Here is a 16,315-nt window from a genome sequence, read left to right as displayed (position 1 = left end):
TTGTGGCTGTTGATCAGCCTGTTTCCGGCTGCTGCCCTGAGGCGCAAATCGCATATCGTGGGACCTTTTTACCTCCCTCCGGAAAGCCTGGGAAGGGGCAGTTTCGGGGTGGGTCGAGTTTGACCGGAGTTCAACACGAGTTCGGCCACAGCTGTGCAATCGACCCGGATAAACGGCGTGAAACCGTGGCTTTATTTACCCTTGGGCAGCCTTGTCGGCGACCGCATTGTTGCTTCTGGAAGCGCTGCGCTCAGCGAGAATCGCCAGCACTTGCTGGTGCAGCTTGTTGAGCCAGTTGCGATAGGTGCGGTCTGCGCCTTCATTGATGCCCACCAGGCGCATCTGCTCGCGCACCGGCAACGACTCGACATAACGCAATGTCGCCAGTTGCGCCAGTTCAGGCCCGCGGCTCTTTGCCGGGCTACGCGAAAGCTGCGCCACGGCCGCCTCGACTTCGCTGCTTATATAGTCCAGGCCGCTGCCATTACCCACCAGCGCGCGCGAGCCGGGTGTGCGACGCGGAATGTACGCGCCCCATTCCATGATCCCGGCCATCGGACTGCTCAGCCCGCCGCCCAGACCAATGCGCATGCGCTGTTCACCCCAATGCTGCATCACGGCTTCTACTTTCTCGATCATTGTGTCTCTCCTGTAGGACCTTTCTGAAAAGCTGCGCAGCGTCTTTCGCTACACAGAACCAAGGCCTTACAATACATTTTGTATTTTTATGACACAACGAAGCATTACATTATGTATATTGCTCAACACCCTACAGCCTGTATGATTCGACGCATGAACAGAAAATGGTATGAAGTCGCAAGACAGGTCATGGAAACCCAGGAAATCAGCCAGGAAGAAATGGCTGAGCGGATGGGCGTGACGCCCGGCGCGGTAGGGCATTGGCTGAACGGCAAGCGTGAACCGAAGATCGAGGTCATCAATCGATTTCTGACCGAGCTCGGCCTGCCGATTCTCACCACCTCCATCCCGGCCAGCGAACCCGGCATGCACAACGTGGAGTCCACGGTGCAGCCTTCGCGTTTCTATCGCTATCCGGTCATCAGCTGGGTCGAGGCCGGTGGCTGGAGTGAGGCCGTCGAGCCCTACCCTGCCGGCTATTCGGACACTTTCGAGATCAGCGACTATAAAGCCAAGGGCAGAGCTTTCTGGCTGGTAGTGCGTGGCGACTCGATGACCGCGCCCGCAGGGCAGAGCATTCCCGAAGGCATGTTGATTCTGGTCGACACCGGAATCGAGCCCACTGCCGGCAAGCTGGTCATCGCCAAGCTGCCGGAAAGCAACGAGGCTACCTTCAAAAAACTGGTCGAAGACGCCGGACGCTACTTTCTCAAGCCGCTGAACCCCGCCTACCCGACCCTTGCGGTGACCGAGGAGTGCAAACTGATCGGCGTCATCAGGCAGATGACCATGCGTCTCTGAAGCGCGGCACGCCCCGCCCAAGCCCCGATAATCGGGGCTTTTTCATGCGCCACTGTTTCAGTCCGGGCAGGTGTCCGTGTAGGAAACATTTGTAGCTTGCGTGAGAAACACCCCTCAATTACTGTATGCACATACAGTAAAAAGGAGTTCACTCATGCTCAAGCAGTTCCCCGACACCTCGCAACATGACGCTTATCTGGCATTGGCACAGCGGATTCAGGACGCTATCACCAGTGACAAGGCCCAGATCGAGCATCAGGTCCTGCTGATCAGGGAGCCTGGCGAGTCGGTGGCCCACTGGGAGCGCATCATGGATCAGATCAGCGAGGCCGACGGCATCAACGTAACCCGCAACTCTGAAAACGGCACTGCCCACGTGTCCTGGTACATCGATTCCCTGTGATGCGAACTATACAGATCGTATTTAAAATACAAACTGTATTGTCACGACGCGCTACATATCGTATTGTTTGTCTGCACCCCATTTCGGGAGTACTCACATGCAAACCACAGGGAGTCATGGAATGAACGAAATACTGGATCAACTCCGCAAAGAATTCGCCACGCCGTGCCCTTCGCTGAGCGCCGTCAGAGAGCGTTATTTTTCGCACCTGTCGAACGACAGGAATCTGCTGCGCAAGATCAACGCAGGGCGCATCGACTTGAAGGTCAGCCGTACAGGCGGCAGTCGTCAGGGCCACCCCTTCGTATACCTGCACGACCTGGCCAACTACCTGAGCGCCATCGTGACCAACAGGGCCGCCTGAGGTCAAAAAAGCACCGCCGCAGCGCGATAATGTTCATCGAACTTTGCAGTCATGAAAAATCTTGCTACGTTTCCGGTACAAAACAAAAACAATCGGGATCCGTTCATGACCAAGACATCGAGGCGCTGGCCCTTCGCGGCCTGCCTGTTATCGCTTGCCTGCGGCACCGCTGCTGCCGCGCCCTATTCGACCATGGTGGTGTTCGGTGACAGCCTGGCCGATGCCGGGCAGTTTCCCGACACCGCCGGGCCCAGGGGCTCTACGCTTCGGTTCACCAATCGGGTCGGCCCCACTTATCAGGACGGCAGTGGAGAGGTGTTCAATCTGAACTCGTCGACGCTGATCGGCAGGATGCTCGGTGTGCCGGCAGGAGATCTGGCGGCTTCCACGTCGCCGGTCAATGCTGCGCTGGGCGCACCCGATGGCAATAACTGGGCAGTCGGCGGCTATCGGACCGACCAGATTCTTGACTCGATCAACTCGCAATCCACCGTCGTCGACCCGAACACCGGCACATTGCTGCGCAGCAGGACCGGTTATCTGCCCGCCAACGGTTTTCGCGCCGACCCCAACGCGCTTTATTACCTGACCGGAGGCGGCAACGACTTCCTGCAGGGTCGTGTGTTGAGTGCCAGCAGCGCCGCGCAAGCTGCCAACCAGCTGGCTGACAGCGCGCAAGCCCTGCAACAGGCCGGTGCGCGCTACATCATGGTCTGGTTGCTGCCGGATATCGGTAAAACGCCAGCCTTGAGCGGTTCGCCACTGGCTTCGGCAACTTCCGCACTCAGCGCGGGCTTCAATCAGCAGTTAGTCAGCCGACTGGCGCAGATCAATGCCCAGATCATTCCGCTGAATGTTCCATTGCTGATCAATGAAGTCCTCGCCGAACCGGCACGCTTCGGGTTCGATCCCAACGAGAATCTGGTCAGTACCTGTTTCAGCGGCAATAGCTGCCGGGAAAGCACCACCAACGGCCGGTCCAGTGCGACGCCGAATCCAAACCGGCTGTTCTTCAACGATCGCGTGCACCCGACCGAGGCCGGGCAGAGGTTGCTGGCCGACTACGCCTACTCGCTGCTTTCGGCCCCCTGGGAAATCTCCCTGCTGCCGGAAATGGCCAATGGCACGCTGCGCATGCATCAGGACGAAATTCGCGCCCAGTGGCTCAGCGACTGGGGCAACTGGCAAGGCATAGGACAGTGGCAGAGCATGCTTTCGGCAGGCGGTCAGAAAATGGACTTCGACGCGCAGGACAGCTCGGCTGATGCTGACGGAAGAGGCTATAACCTGACCATCGGCGGCAGCTACCGATTTGCCGAAAACTGGCGCACTGGGGTTGTCGCCGGGGCGTATCGCCAGAATCTTGAGGCAGGGCCAAGGGATTCGGACTACACACTCAACAGCTACATCGCCACTGCGTTCCTGCAGTATCAGGCCAACCACTGGTGGGGTGATCTGGCGGTGTCAGGCGGCAAACTGGACTACGAAAATGCCGAGCGCAAGTTCGCGCTGGGCGTCAGCGAAGGTCAGGAAAAAGGCGATACCGACGGCGAAATGTTGGCTGTCAGCGGGCGGGTCGGTTTCGACATCGCGGGCCCGACCAGTCGCTGGCATCTGTCGCCTTTCGTCAGCGCCGATTACGCGCACATCGATGTCGACGGCTACTCGGAAAAAGGCGACCGTTCAACGGCGCTGACCTTCAGCGACCAGACGCGCAAGTCTCGACGTGCAGGCGCGGGTGTGCAGGGCAAATTCCAGGTGACACCGAGCACACAGGTATGGGGCGAAGTGGCCCATGAAAGGGAGTTCGAGACCGATCAGCAGGAAGTGACCATGGCGCTCAACAGCGTTCAGTCGGTGGGCTTCACGCTGCAAGGCTACACGCCGCAACGCGATTTGAACCGGGCCACGCTGGGCGTCAGCCAGAAGCTGACTCAGGACCTGACACTGCGCGGCAATTACAACTGGCGCAAGAACGACGACGTGACCCAGCAAGGGGTGAATGTCGCGTTGAGTCTGAGTTTCTAGACTGCCCGCAGGAGGGAGCGTGAGGAACGATAATCTGACTATCGTGCCCATGCTCCGCGTGGGCATGCCGTTCTGGACGCTCCGCGTCCTGTCCTGAGAACTGCGGCGCGGCGCAAATCTGTGACGCGGAGCGTCACCCACGGCATTCCCACGCTGGAGCGTGAGGAACGATAGCTCTCCAACTACCGTTCATTACCAGAGCAGCAAGCCTGACTATCGTGCGACGGTCCGCGTCGCATGCCGTTCTGGACGCTCCGCGTCCTGTCCTGACTCTGCGGCGCGGCGCAGATCTGTGACGCGGAGCGTCACCCACGGCATTCCCACGCTGGAGCGTGAGGAACGATAATCTCAAGTATCGCGGGATGCTCTGCGTCCGCTTTGAGACGCAGAGCATCCAGCCTGCTCAACCCTCGGCAGGCTGCGAGGCCAGGGCTACGGCGCGGAACATGGCGCGGCGTTTGTTCAGGGTTTCTTCCCATTCCAGCACTGGCACGGAGTCGGCGACAATGCCGCCACCGGCCTGTACATGCAGCTCACCATCCTTGATCACTGCGGTCCGAATCGCAATCGCCGTGTCCATGTTGCCGTTCCAGGCCAGGTAACCGACTGCGCCGCCGTAGACGCCGCGTTTGACCGGCTCCAACTCGTCGATGATTTCCATGGCGCGGATCTTCGGCGCCCCGGACAGGGTGCCCGCCGGCAGAATCGCGCGCAGCGCGTCCATCGCGCTCAACCCGCTTTTCAACTGGCCTGTGACGTTGGATACGATGTGCATGACGTTGGAATAACGCTCGATGACCATTTTCTCGGTCAGTTTGACCGTGCCAATCTCGGACACCCGACCGGTATCGTTGCGGCCGAGATCGATGAGCATCAAGTGCTCGGCGATTTCCTTGTGATCGGAGAGCAGGTCTTCTTCCAGCGCGCGATCCGCCTCTTCGGTGGCGCCGCGAGGACGAGTACCGGCGATCGGACGCACAGTGATCAGATTGTCCTCGACCCGCACCAGCACTTCCGGCGAACTGCCGACGACATGGAAGTCGCCGAAGTTGAAGAAATACATATAAGGCGTCGGGTTGAAGCAGCGCAGCGCCCGATACAGATCGATCGGCGCGGCGCTGAAATCGATGGACATGCGCTGCGACGGTACAACCTGCATCACGTCGCCGGCGAGGATGTACTGCTTGATCGTATCGACCGCCGCCTCGTAATCGTCTTGGGTAAAGCTGGAACGAAACACCGGGTCGGCCGCCGGCGGCCGGTCCAGATCAAGGCCGCGGCGCGGCGTGATCGGCTGACGCAGCTTGTGCATCAGTTCATCGAGCTGCGCCATACCACTTGCGTAGGCGTCCTGCTGCGCTGGATCGATCAGCACGATGGCGTGCATCTTGCCCGCCAGGTTGTCGAACACCACGACCGCGTCAGACACCATCAACAGGATATCCGGCACGCCCAGCGGGTCGGGATTCGGGCAGTTGGCCAGACGCTTCTCGACATAGCGCACACAGTCATAGCCAAAGTAGCCCACCAGCCCGCCGTTGAAACGTGGCAGCCCGGCGATGGTCGGCACGTTGTAACGCGCCTTGAAGGTTTCGACGAAGTCCAGCGGGTCTTCGACATCCAGGCTTTCGATCTCGACGCCATCATGGGTCACGCTGACGTGATGACCATGCACGCGCATCACGGTGCGGCACGGCAGGCCGATGATCGAATAACGCCCCCACTTCTCGCCGCCCTGCACCGACTCCAGCAGATAGGAGTTGGGCTGATCGGCAAGCTTGAGGTAGATCGACAGCGGCGTGTCGAAGTCGGCCAGGGTTTCGCGGGCAAGCGGGATGCGGTTGTAGCCTTCGGCGGCCAAACGCAGGAATTCTTCACGGTTCATGAGCAACCTCGTGGTTTGAGGACAAAACGGTCAGTAAGGCAAACGTGCCGGCAGGCCGGCCAGAATCAGGTCAGGCGCGCCAACGCCAGCGGGCCAGGGCCTTGATGACTTTCATCCAGAGTTTGCGAGTGACCACCACGATGGATTCTCTTGAGGAGGGACGTTTGATGTCGGGCAACAGTATCTCAGCGTCCATGTCCAGGCAACCGGGAATCAGTCTGCGCAGATCATCGATGACCATCGCCGGGTTTTCCTCGGCAATCGGTCGCCCGTGGTTGTAGCCATAGCTCAACGCGACGCAGGCCACACCGGCAGCCTTGGCAGCCTGCACGTCACTGCGCGAGTCGCCGACGAACAGCGATTGCGAGGCAGGTGCACCAGCCATTTTCATCACGAAGAACAGTGCAGCAGGATCAGGCTTTTTCTGCGGCATGGTGTCACCGCCGACAATCCAGCGAAAGAAACGCCCCAGCTTCATCTCGTCCAGCAGCGGCGCGACGAAGCGCTCCGGCTTGTTGGTGATGAGCGCCATTTCGACACCCATTTTCTGCAGCCACTTGAGGGTTTCGCGCACGCCGGGGTAGACCACGGTGAACTCATGCTTTTGTGCATAAGCGCGCATGAAGATTTCCAGGCCCTGCTCGGCCAGGGCGTCATCGACTCCACTGTGGTCGAGGTTGTTGGCCAGCGCGCGGCGTACCAGCACCGGCGCACCGTTGCCCACCCAGGCCCGCACCGATTCCAGCCCGGCGATCGGACGCCCCAGTTCAGAGAGCATGGTGTCCACCGCCACGGCCAGATCGGGCACCGAGTCCACCAGGGTGCCGTCCAGGTCGAACATGATCAGCTTGGGAAGCTTGCCTGCAAACAACTGCTCGAAGCCGCTCATGCGCGGGATGACGCCAGTTCTGTGCGCATCTTTTCGATCACTTCGCGGTAGTCCGGCGCATTGAAAATGGCTGAACCGGCGACGAAGGTATCAGCACCTGCCGCTGCGATTTCGCGGATATTGTTGACGTTCACGCCGCCGTCGATTTCCAGGCGGATGTCGCGTCCGGAAGCATCGATCAGGGCGCGCGCTTCACGCAGCTTGTTGAGCGTACCGGGAATGAACTTCTGCCCGCCGAAACCGGGGTTGACGCTCATGAGCAGGATCATGTCGACCTTGTCCATGACGTATTCGAGCAGGTTCAACGGCGTGGCCGGGTTGAACACCAGGCCCGCCTTGCAGCCACCCTCGCGGATCAACTGCAGCGAACGGTCGATGTGCTGGGTCGCTTCCGGGTGAAAGGTGATGTAGGTGGCACCGGCCTCGATGAAGTCGCCGATGATGCGATCCACCGGGCTGACCATCAGGTGCACGTCAATCGGTGCAGTGACGCCATATTTGCGCAGCGCGCTGCACACCATCGGACCAATGGTCAGGTTCGGGACGTAGTGATTGTCCATGACATCGAAGTGGACAAAGTCGGCGCCGCTGGACAGCACGTTGTCGACTTCCTCACCCAGACGGGCGAAGTCAGCGGAAAGAATCGATGGGGCAATAACGAAGGGCTGCATGACGCACCTGTTTGAGCAGAATCACGGTGCGCGGATTGTACGCCAAGCTTCGCCCGGAGCGGTAAGCTTCGAGCCTCGAGCCTCGAGCCTCAAGCTTCAAGCTTCAAGCCTCAAGCCTCAAGCATTTTGATTTGCTTCTGCTTTTAGCTTGTAGCTTGCAGCTTGTAGCTTGCAGCTTGCAGCTTGCATTCACTGCGCCGTTCGCAGTTTTTCGCTGCGCCCCCTCAGCCACTCCAGCACCAGCAGCAAGACCACCGAGAAGCCGATCAGCAGGGTCGCAGCGGCGGCGATGGTCGGGCTGAGGTTTTCGCGAATGCCGCTGAACATCTGCCGAGGCAGGGTCGCCTGTTCCGGCCCGGCGAGGAACAGCGTGACCACCACTTCGTCGAACGAGGTCGCGAAGGCGAACAGCGCGCCGGAAATCACCCCCGGCGCAATCAGCGGCAGCGTCACGCGCCGGAACGCGGTCAGCGGCGATGCACCGAGGCTGGCAGCAGCGCGCACCAGGTTGTGATTGAAGCCCTGCAAAGTAGCCGACACCGTGATGATCACGAACGGCACGCCCAGCACCGCATGGACCAGAATCAGCGAGGTGTAGCTATTGCCCAGGCCCAGTGGCGCGAAGAACAGGTAGCTGGCGACGCCGACGATCACCACCGGCACCACCATCGGCGAAATCACCAGGGCCATGACCAGCGCCTTGCCGGGGAAGTTGCCGCGGGTCAGGCCGATCGCTGCCAGCGTGCCGAAACCCATCGCCAGCAGGGTCGCGGCCGGGGCGACGATCATGCTGTTCTTCAGCGCGCGCATCCACTCGGCAGAGTTGAAGAAGTCCTGATACCACTGCAACGAGAAGCCTTGCAGCGGATAGACCAGAAAGCTGCCGGAGTTGAATGACAGCGGCACGATGACCAGTACCGGCAGCACAAGAAACAGCAGCACCAGCGTGCAGATGATGCGCAAGGTGTAATACCAGAGGCGCTCGATCGGCGATGTGTATGGGTTCAGCATGGTCACGCTCCTTAGCTCAGACGCAGGCGGCTGGCGCCGACCAGCCAGCTATAAATCAGGTACAGCACGATGGTCGCCAACAGCAGCAGCCCGCCGAGCGCGGTGGCCATGCCCCAGTTGATGCTGGTGTTGGTGTAGAACGCGACGAAATAGCTGACCATCTGATCGTTCGGGCTGCCCAGCAACGCCGGGGTGATGTAGTAGCCGATCGACAGAATGAACACCAGCAGACAGCCGGCCCCGATCCCGGCGTAGGTCTGCGGGAAGTACACGCGCCAGAAGCTCGCAAACGGATGGCAGCCCAGCGAAATCGCCGCGCGCATGTAGGTCGGGGAAATGTTCTTCATCACGCTGTAGATCGGCAAGATCATGAACGGCAGCATGATGTGCACCATCGAGATGTACACCCCTACCCGGTTGAAAACCAGTTCGAGCGGCTTGTCGATGATGCCCATCGCCAGCAAGGCACTGTTGATCAGACCGCTGGACTGCAACAAAACGATCCAGGCAGCCACGCGCACCAGAATCGAGGTCCAGAACGGCAGCAGCACCAGAATCATCAGCAGGTTGCTCTGCCGCGCAGGCAGGCTGGCCAGCAGATAGGCCAGCGGATAAGCCAGCACCAGACAGATCGCGGTAATCACCAGGCCCATCCAGAACGTGCGGGCGAAGATGTCCAGATAGATCGCCTGGTCCGGGGTCGCCGGGGCGATTTCGCCGAGGTCGTCGATGCGATGGTCGACCGCCGCCAGCAGGTAATACGGGGTGATGCTGCTGGTATTGCGGCGCACCGCCTGCCAATAGGCCGGGTCGCCCCAACGCTCGTCCAGCGCTTCGAGTGCTTCTTTATAAGAGGCCGGCTCAGTCTTGAACGGCAGCGCGCGTGCGGTTTTGCTCAGCAGGCTGCGGTATCCGGCCAGTTCGATGTTCAGACGCTTGGACAGGTCGCCCAGCGTGGAATTCTTGCGCGTTTCGGCCAGGTCCAGGCTCATTGCCTTGTAGACCGACTCGGGCGGCAGCCCTTTACCATCCCACTTTTGCACTTCGACCACGGTGGTCGGCAGCGCAGTCACGACTTCGGGGTTGCCGACGCTCTTGTACAGCAGCGCAGCGATGGGCACGAGAAACACCAACAACAGGAAAATCACCAGCGGAGCGATCAATGCCTGAGCCTTCCAGCGGTTGACCCGCTCGGCGCGAGCGAGACGTTGCTTCAAGTTAGGGCTGGCGCCTTCAGTCAAGGGCACGGCGATGGCCATAGCGAACTCCGGAATCTTTCAACGAGGGGGCGCTCCCCGCTTCAGGGAGCGCCCGGTTCTGACTCAACGCAAACGGATTACTTGGCAGCCCAGGCAGTGAAACGCTGCTCGAGGGATTCGCCGTTGTCGGTCCAGAACGCCACGTCCATCTGCACCTGATCCTTGATGTTCTCAGGCGTGGTCGGCATGTTCTGCAGGGTTTCCTTGTCCAGCAGCTTGACCGCCTGGGTGTTGGCCGGGCCGTAGGCGATGTTCTGCGAGTAGGTCTTCTGCTGCTCGGGGCTCAGCATGTAGGCGATGAACTTCTTCGCGGCATCGGCGTTTTTCGAACCCTTCGGGATGGCCCAGGCATCGAAGTCATAAACGCCACCGGTCCACACGACTTTGAGATTGCTTTCCTTCTGCACGGCGGCGATCCGGCCGTTGTAGGCCGAGCTCATCACCACGTCACCGGAAGCGAGGTACTGCGGCGGCTGTGCGCCAGCTTCCCACCACTGAATGTTTGGCTTGAGCTCATCCAGCTTTTTGAACGCGCGGTCCTGGCCGTCTTTGCTGGCCAATACCTTGTAGACGTCTTTCGGCGCAACGCCGTCGGCCATCAGGGCGAATTCCAGGGTGTACTTGGCGCCTTTGCGCAGGCCGCGCTTGCCCGGGAATTTCTTGGTGTCCCAGAAATCGGCCCAGCCGCTGGGTGCAGTGCTGACCTTGTCAGCGTTGTAGGCCAGCACGGTGGACCAGACGAAGAAGCCGGCACCGCAGGTGGTGATGGCGCCAGGCACGAAGTCAGCGGCATTGCCCAGCTGTTTCGGGTCCAGCTCTTCGAACATGTCTTCGTCGCAACCACGCGCCAGTTCCGGCGATTCGACTTCTACCAGGTCCCAGGAAACGCTTTTGGTGTCGACCATGGTTTTGACCTTGGCCATCTCCCCGTTGTACTCACCGGCGATGATCTTGCCGTTGCCAGCCTTTTCCCAAGGCGCGTAGAAGGCCTTTTCCTGAGCGGCCTTGTTGGCACCGCCAAAGGAGATGACGGTCAGGTCGGTGGCTGCCATGGCTTGCGCCGCGCACATCATGCCCAACGTGATGGCGGTGAACTTCAAAGATTTCAACATGTGTTCTTTTCTCCACGAGCAGTGTTGGTAAGCGATTGGGATGGGCGATCAGGTCGCCTCTGTTATTGCTTTTGTCGGTAGATCAATGCACTGGCTGCAAGGGGTCGAGCGCTCGGACGTGCTCGACTTGCCAGCCGATGGGCACCACGTCGCCCACGCTCAGGCCGGGGTCCAGTTCGGCAATCGGCTGTTTGACGAAGAAGTCGTGCTTGCCTGCCACTTCCAGACGCACGCGAACGTGGTCGCCCAGATAGATGAACTCGGCCACACGACCGGAAAAACGGTTGGCGCAGCTCTCGCTGCGGCCATTGAGGTTGATGCGCTCGGGACGGATCGACAGGGTGACCGGGCCACCTGGCTGACCGACATTGATTGCCAGCGCGTGGACTTTTTCGCCACGCTCCAGCTCGACCACACAGCGGTCGCCGTCCTGACTGACCAGACGTCCGTTGAGGCGGTTGTTCTCGCCGATGAAGTTGGCGACGAAGGTGTTCTTCGGTTCTTCGTACAAGCTGCGGGGCGGCGCGATCTGCTGGATCTCGCCCTGATGGAAGACCGCGACCCGGTCCGACATGGTCAGCGCTTCGCCCTGGTCGTGAGTCACATAGACCACGGTCACACCCAGGCGCTGGTGCAAGTGCTTGATCTCCATCTGCATGTGTTCGCGCAGCTGCTTGTCGAGGGCGCCGAGCGGCTCATCCATCAGCACCAGTTGCGGTTCGAAGACCAGCGCACGCGCCAGCGCAACGCGCTGCTGCTGGCCACCGGACAGCTGCGCCGGATAGCGATGCGCAAAGGTATCGAGCTGGACCATGCCCAGTGCCTTTTTGACCTTCTCGCCGACGTCTGTCTTGCTCATGCCACGCACCGATAACGGGAACGCCAGGTTCTCGGCCACGGTCATGTGCGGAAACAAGGCGTAGTTCTGGAACACCATGCCGATGTCGCGTTTATGCGGTGGCACGTTGTTGATGGCGCGGCCACCGAGGAGGATTTCACCGGCCGTCGGGGTCTCGAAACCGGCCAGCATCATCAGGCTGGTGGTCTTGCCGGAGCCGGAAGGACCGAGCAGGGTCAGGAACTCGCCCTTGCGAATGTCCAGGTTGAGGTCTTTGACGATCAGTGCTTCGCCGTCGTAGCTCTTCTGCACACCACGAAAGCTGACCAGAACATCATTTGCTCCAGCGCTTGTATCGACGTCGCTCATTACCCACACCCTTGTTTTGTCTGCGTGGGCTCCAGCCTAGAGCAGCCCGAAGCCCCCGCAAATCGGTGGCCGGGAGAGAATCGCCTAGGCCGGCTGGAAGGCCAGGGGTAGGGATTGCCCTACAGAGATGGCGCGATTGGATAAGTCGGCTCAGGCATCCTTCTCGACGCACTGCGTTGCAAGAGGACGCAGAGCGTCCCGAACGGTATGCCCACGCGGAGCATGGGCACAATAGTGTTCTCACGGACGCCTATCGTGTCGGGTGTCGCTTTCAGCCTCAGAGCAGCTTGTGCTCCATCGCGTACTTGACCAGATCGGCCAGCGAGTTGAGTTTCATTTTTTGCATCAGCCGGGCCTTGTGGGTGCTGATGGTCTTGCTGCTCAAGGCCAGTTGCTGAGCGATGTCGTTGACGTTGGCGCCCTGGGCAAGGCGCTCGAACACCGAAAACTCGCGCTCCGACAGCAGCGAGTGCAGAGGCCGGCTGTCGGTGAGACCCACTTCAAAGACCATGCGGTCAGCCAGGTCCGGATCGATATAACGCCCACCGGCCGCCACCCGGCGAATGGCCGTCAGCAGCAGCGCCGGGTCGCTGTCCTTGGTGGCATAACCTGCTGCGCCGACCTTCAGGGCACGCGCGGCCATCTGCGCCTCATTGTGCATCGACAACACCAGAATGGCCGGCGGGTTGGTCAGTGCGAGAATCCTCGGTATCGCCTCGAGGCCATTGACGCCGGGCATGGAGATATCCAGCAGCACCACTTCGCAGGCCACATGACGCAGGGTTTCGAGCAACTGTTCGCCGTTGCTGGCCTCGCCCACCACCTGCAGATCCCTGGCCAGACCAATCAATTGCTTGATCCCTTCACGCACGATGGTGTGGTCTTCGGCTACCAAAACACGAATCACTGTCTTCGCTCCTGTGCGAGGGTGTCCAGCGGGATATAGGCGCGCAAGGTTGTGCCCTCACCCACCTCGCTGTCCAGCTCCAGTCTGCCGCCGAGCATCAGCACCCGCTCGCGCATCCCGACCAGACCGAACGAAACCGCCCTGCCCGACTCGATGACAAAGCCCTGCCCGTCATCGGCGATGCTCATGCACATCATGCCGTCCTGCAGCGTCAGGCTGATCTCTACCGTATGTGCCTGGGCATGGCGCATCACGTTGGTCAGCGCCTCCTGAAGGATGCGAAACATGCCCGTAGCCCTGGCATCGCTGAGCGCCGGGAGATTGTCCGGCACCTGCACCAGACACGGGATCTGCGTACGCGCCTCGAAACGGCGCGCCTGCCATTCGATGGCCGAAGCGATACCAGCGTCGAGAATCGGTGGCCGCAAGGCCGTGGCAACATCGCGCACCAGTTGAAACAACTGAGCGATCAGGCGCTTCATGCTGTCCAGCCGCTCGCTCAGGCCAGGGTCGAGGTCGGCATAGGCCAGCTCGCACATCGACGTCTCGAGCTTCAATACCGTCAGCATCTGACCCAGCTCGTCGTGAACCTCGCGGGCAATATGCGCCTTCTCTTCTTCACGCACGCTTTCCAGATGCGCTGACAACTCACGTAACAGATCATGCGCGCGGCGCCGCTCGCTGACGTCAGTGAGAAACACCACCAAGTATTCAGCGTCACGAAAGCGCAGGAAGCTCAACGAGACATCGACAGGCAGCAGGCTGCCATCGGCGCGCAGGCAATGGGTCTCGAACACTTGCGGGCTGTCTTCGCTGGAGCGTGCGTTCTTCCACAGGTTGAGCCAGCGATCCATGTGCAGACCGGGCTCGAAATCGATCAGCGGGCGCTCGACCACCTGCCCCGGCGCATAGCCCAGCATGGATTCCGCCGCCCGGTTGGCGTAACGCACGCGGCTGTCCCAGTTGACCCAGAGGATGCCGACGGTGCTTTGATCAATGGAAAACTGCGCCAGGCGCAGCGCCGCCTCCTCTTCGACACGGCGGGCGAGTTCTTCACGCGCAGCCAGCAGCTCCTGCTCAAGCGCCTGCTGCTGGCGACGCTGCCAGATCACGATGGCGAAACACGCCAGCAACATCACCAGCAGCAGAATGCACAGGTTCTTCCAGAGTTTGGTCGACTCGATGAAATGGGATGGGGTCAGCGGCATCCAGCGCGCGTGCAACTGCTCCAGCTCCTTGGCAGGGATCGCTCGCAACGCTTCGCTGACGATGGCGGCCAGCTCCGGCATGTCGCGTCGTGAAGCCACACGCAACAATTGCGGCAGCCCGATATCCCCCACCACCGCCAACCCGGCGAACTCCGGCTCGCGCAGCAGACGACTGAGTTGCGCTTCGTCCACCACGGCATAACGAGCTTGCTGGCTGAGCAACAGCTGCAAGGCCTGGCGCTCCAGCGGCACGCCTTGCAGGTTGAGGTGCGCAAAGTTGCTGCGCAGGTAGTCGGCCGTGGTACTGGGCATGCGTACCGCGACGCGCGAAAGGCTGTCGAGTTTCTCCAAGTCCACGGCAGTGCTGCCATCACGTTCGCCGATCAACAGCTGCGAAACACGCAGATACGGGTCGGAAAACAACCACAGACGCAGGCCTGCGGGGGTTTGCATCAAGCCGGGCGCAACGTCGATTTCCCCCTTGGCCAGCGCGTTCTCCAACGCGCTCTGGTCAGGAAAATTCCGCCACAGCAAGTCGACCGGCAGCGTCGCCGCCAGCGCATTCATCAGGTCGACGTTGGCACCGGACAACTGCTGCAAGCGTTGATCGAACTGCGCGTAAGGCGCGCGCAGTACCAGCCCTACGCGCAAGGGTCCGTGCTGGTCGAGCCAGTTGCGTTGCGCTGCGCTCAACTGCGCAACGGCAGGTGTTTGAGGTTCGTCAGCCTGCGTATTCGCCATCTGAGCCATCAAGAGCAAGGCCAGGCAGCCGATAAAACCGGTACGCAGAAGACGAATCATCAGTATGTCGCTCTCGTGTGTGCGTATCACGGCCGTGTGCCGCGCAGGCTCAGGCCTGACAAAAGCCGATCAACCCATTAGGCTGCCGGGATAGTTTCTGGCTTGGAATATCCGATGTCCTACACCTTTCGCGCAACGTTTCCTGCATTGTTTCTGTCATTGATACTGCCTTGCGCCTTGCCTGCCCTCGCAGCCGACCCGGCGCCTGCCCCGGCCAAGGACGCGGCTGCAGAAGCGCCCGTCGAAAGAGCCCCGCTGCTCAGCCGCTCGCAGGAAGACGCAATAGCGCTGGAACGTCAATTGCCGCACGAAGATCAGCAACAACTTCAGGCTGGAGACGACAGCTTTCTCGCGCTCTGGAAACCCGCCAACACTGAGGCCCCTGAAGGCGCGGTCATCATTGTGCCTGGCGACGCCGAGTCACCGGACTGGCCCGACGCTGTCGGCCCGCTGCGACGCAAGTTTCCGGATGTGGGCTGGTCGAGCCTGAGCATCACCCTGCCGGACCCGCTCGACAACACGCCAGGAGCACGCGAGCCCGATGCTGCTCCAGCAGATGCAAACACCGCCAAAGCCACTGACGCACCGAAGGAAACCCCCAAGGACGCCACCGCGACGGCAAAAGACCCGGCCGCAGAAGCCGAGGCCCTGGCTGCGGCTGAAACGGCCAAGGCTGCTGCCGACGAAGAACTCGACAAGGCTCAGGCCGAGCGCATCTTCGCGCGGATCGAAAGTGCGATCAGCTTTGCGCAGCAGAACAAGGCACGCAGTATCGTGCTGATCGGCCACAGCAGCGGCGCGTACTGGGCGGCCAGGTTCCTCAATGAGCGGACATCGCCTGTGGTGCAGAAACTGGTGATGCTGGCGGCGCGTGAGCCTATGAATGCCAAGCCTTCGCTGCTGGACATGGTGCCTCAGCTGAAAGTAAAAGCCGTCGACTTCATCTACAAAAACTCACCTGACGAGGCCGCAAAGGCCCGCCTGCAGGCCAGTAAACGCACCAAGGGGCCAGGCTTTACCCAGATCGGCCTGATCAACATCGCCGGCAGCGGAGATACCGAACAAGAGCAGCTATTCCGCCGTGTTCGTGGCTGGATAGACGCCAAAGAGGAAAAATAAGCGCCACACGC

The 16,315-nt window shown here is 60.7% G+C and carries 15 protein-coding genes; 5 read left to right on the top strand and 10 right to left on the bottom strand.

Features of this window, described 5'->3' with window-relative positions:
- Positions 1-195 precede the first annotated feature (195 nt).
- Entirely contained in the window at positions 196-639 is a 444-nt protein-coding gene (locus tag KBY08_RS22790; protein ID WP_024661078.1) for a hypothetical protein, read from the bottom strand.
- Between the two features lie 189 nt (positions 640-828).
- Between KBY08_RS22790 and KBY08_RS22785 the strand changes: the two genes are divergently transcribed.
- The 4 genes from KBY08_RS22785 (at position 829) to estP (ending at position 4,235) form a co-directional block, all read left to right on the top strand.
- Positions 829-1,440, top strand: coding sequence for a LexA family protein (locus KBY08_RS22785; RefSeq protein WP_003402010.1), 612 nt, complete (start codon positions 829-831; stop codon positions 1,438-1,440).
- A gap of 154 nt (positions 1,441-1,594) precedes the next feature.
- Positions 1,595-1,843, top strand: coding sequence for a DUF1654 domain-containing protein (locus tag KBY08_RS22780; protein WP_024639985.1), 249 nt, complete (start codon positions 1,595-1,597; stop codon positions 1,841-1,843).
- A 121-nt stretch (positions 1,844-1,964) separates the two neighbouring features.
- Positions 1,965-2,207: a pyocin activator PrtN family protein gene (locus KBY08_RS22775; protein ID WP_003316268.1), complete on the top strand. Its 243-nt coding sequence runs from the start codon at positions 1,965-1,967 to the stop codon at positions 2,205-2,207.
- 105 nt (positions 2,208-2,312) lie between these two features.
- Positions 2,313-4,235, top strand: a complete 1,923-nt coding sequence (gene estP, locus KBY08_RS22770; protein ID WP_111522401.1) for an esterase EstP — start codon at positions 2,313-2,315, stop codon at positions 4,233-4,235.
- Between the two features lie 403 nt (positions 4,236-4,638).
- Here estP and trpE read toward each other — a convergent pair whose 3' ends face one another.
- The 9 genes from trpE to KBY08_RS22725 all read right to left on the bottom strand — a co-directional run bounded on the left by trpE (position 4,639) and on the right by KBY08_RS22725 (position 15,185).
- On the bottom strand, positions 4,639-6,120 hold the full coding sequence (gene trpE, locus KBY08_RS22765) for an anthranilate synthase component I (protein WP_111522367.1): 1,482 nt from the start codon (positions 6,118-6,120) through the stop codon (positions 4,639-4,641).
- A gap of 70 nt (positions 6,121-6,190) precedes the next feature.
- A complete protein-coding gene (locus KBY08_RS22760) occupies positions 6,191-7,009 on the bottom strand; it encodes a phosphoglycolate phosphatase (protein ID WP_024642331.1) in 819 nt (272 codons plus the stop codon).
- The gene (gene rpe, locus KBY08_RS22755) at positions 7,006-7,680 is read right to left on the bottom strand and encodes a ribulose-phosphate 3-epimerase (protein WP_003304938.1); all 675 of its coding nucleotides are present in this window, start codon (positions 7,678-7,680) and stop codon (positions 7,006-7,008) included. The genes KBY08_RS22760 and rpe overlap by 4 nt, the downstream gene beginning before the upstream one ends.
- Before the next feature lie 189 nt (positions 7,681-7,869).
- Entirely contained in the window at positions 7,870-8,691 is an 822-nt protein-coding gene (locus KBY08_RS22750; protein WP_024638077.1) for an ABC transporter permease, read from the bottom strand.
- An 11-nt stretch (positions 8,692-8,702) separates the two neighbouring features.
- Positions 8,703-9,950, bottom strand: a complete 1,248-nt coding sequence (locus tag KBY08_RS22745) for an ABC transporter permease (RefSeq protein ID WP_003419732.1) — start codon at positions 9,948-9,950, stop codon at positions 8,703-8,705.
- Between the two features lie 77 nt (positions 9,951-10,027).
- On the bottom strand, positions 10,028-11,062 hold the full coding sequence (locus tag KBY08_RS22740; protein ID WP_003394920.1) for a polyamine ABC transporter substrate-binding protein: 1,035 nt from the start codon (positions 11,060-11,062) through the stop codon (positions 10,028-10,030).
- A gap of 82 nt (positions 11,063-11,144) precedes the next feature.
- Entirely contained in the window at positions 11,145-12,269 is a 1,125-nt protein-coding gene (locus KBY08_RS22735; protein ID WP_096104450.1) for an ABC transporter ATP-binding protein, read from the bottom strand.
- Between the two features lie 277 nt (positions 12,270-12,546).
- Positions 12,547-13,176, bottom strand: a complete 630-nt coding sequence (locus KBY08_RS22730; protein ID WP_003341145.1) for a response regulator transcription factor — start codon at positions 13,174-13,176, stop codon at positions 12,547-12,549.
- Positions 13,173-15,185: a transporter substrate-binding domain-containing protein gene (locus tag KBY08_RS22725; protein WP_111522368.1), complete on the bottom strand. Its 2,013-nt coding sequence runs from the start codon at positions 15,183-15,185 to the stop codon at positions 13,173-13,175. The genes KBY08_RS22730 and KBY08_RS22725 overlap by 4 nt, the downstream gene beginning before the upstream one ends.
- 114 nt (positions 15,186-15,299) lie before the next feature.
- Between KBY08_RS22725 and KBY08_RS22720 the strand changes: the two genes are divergently transcribed.
- Entirely contained in the window at positions 15,300-16,304 is a 1,005-nt protein-coding gene (locus KBY08_RS22720; protein ID WP_111522369.1) for an alpha/beta hydrolase family protein, read from the top strand.
- Positions 16,305-16,315: the final 11 nt, after the last annotated feature.

The organism is Pseudomonas sp. P135, from assembly GCF_020312125.1.
Taxonomy (GTDB): domain Bacteria; phylum Pseudomonadota; class Gammaproteobacteria; order Pseudomonadales; family Pseudomonadaceae; genus Aquipseudomonas; species Aquipseudomonas fragariae.
Note: the sequence above shows the minus strand (reverse complement) of the source record. Positions and strands in the feature narration are given on the sequence as shown.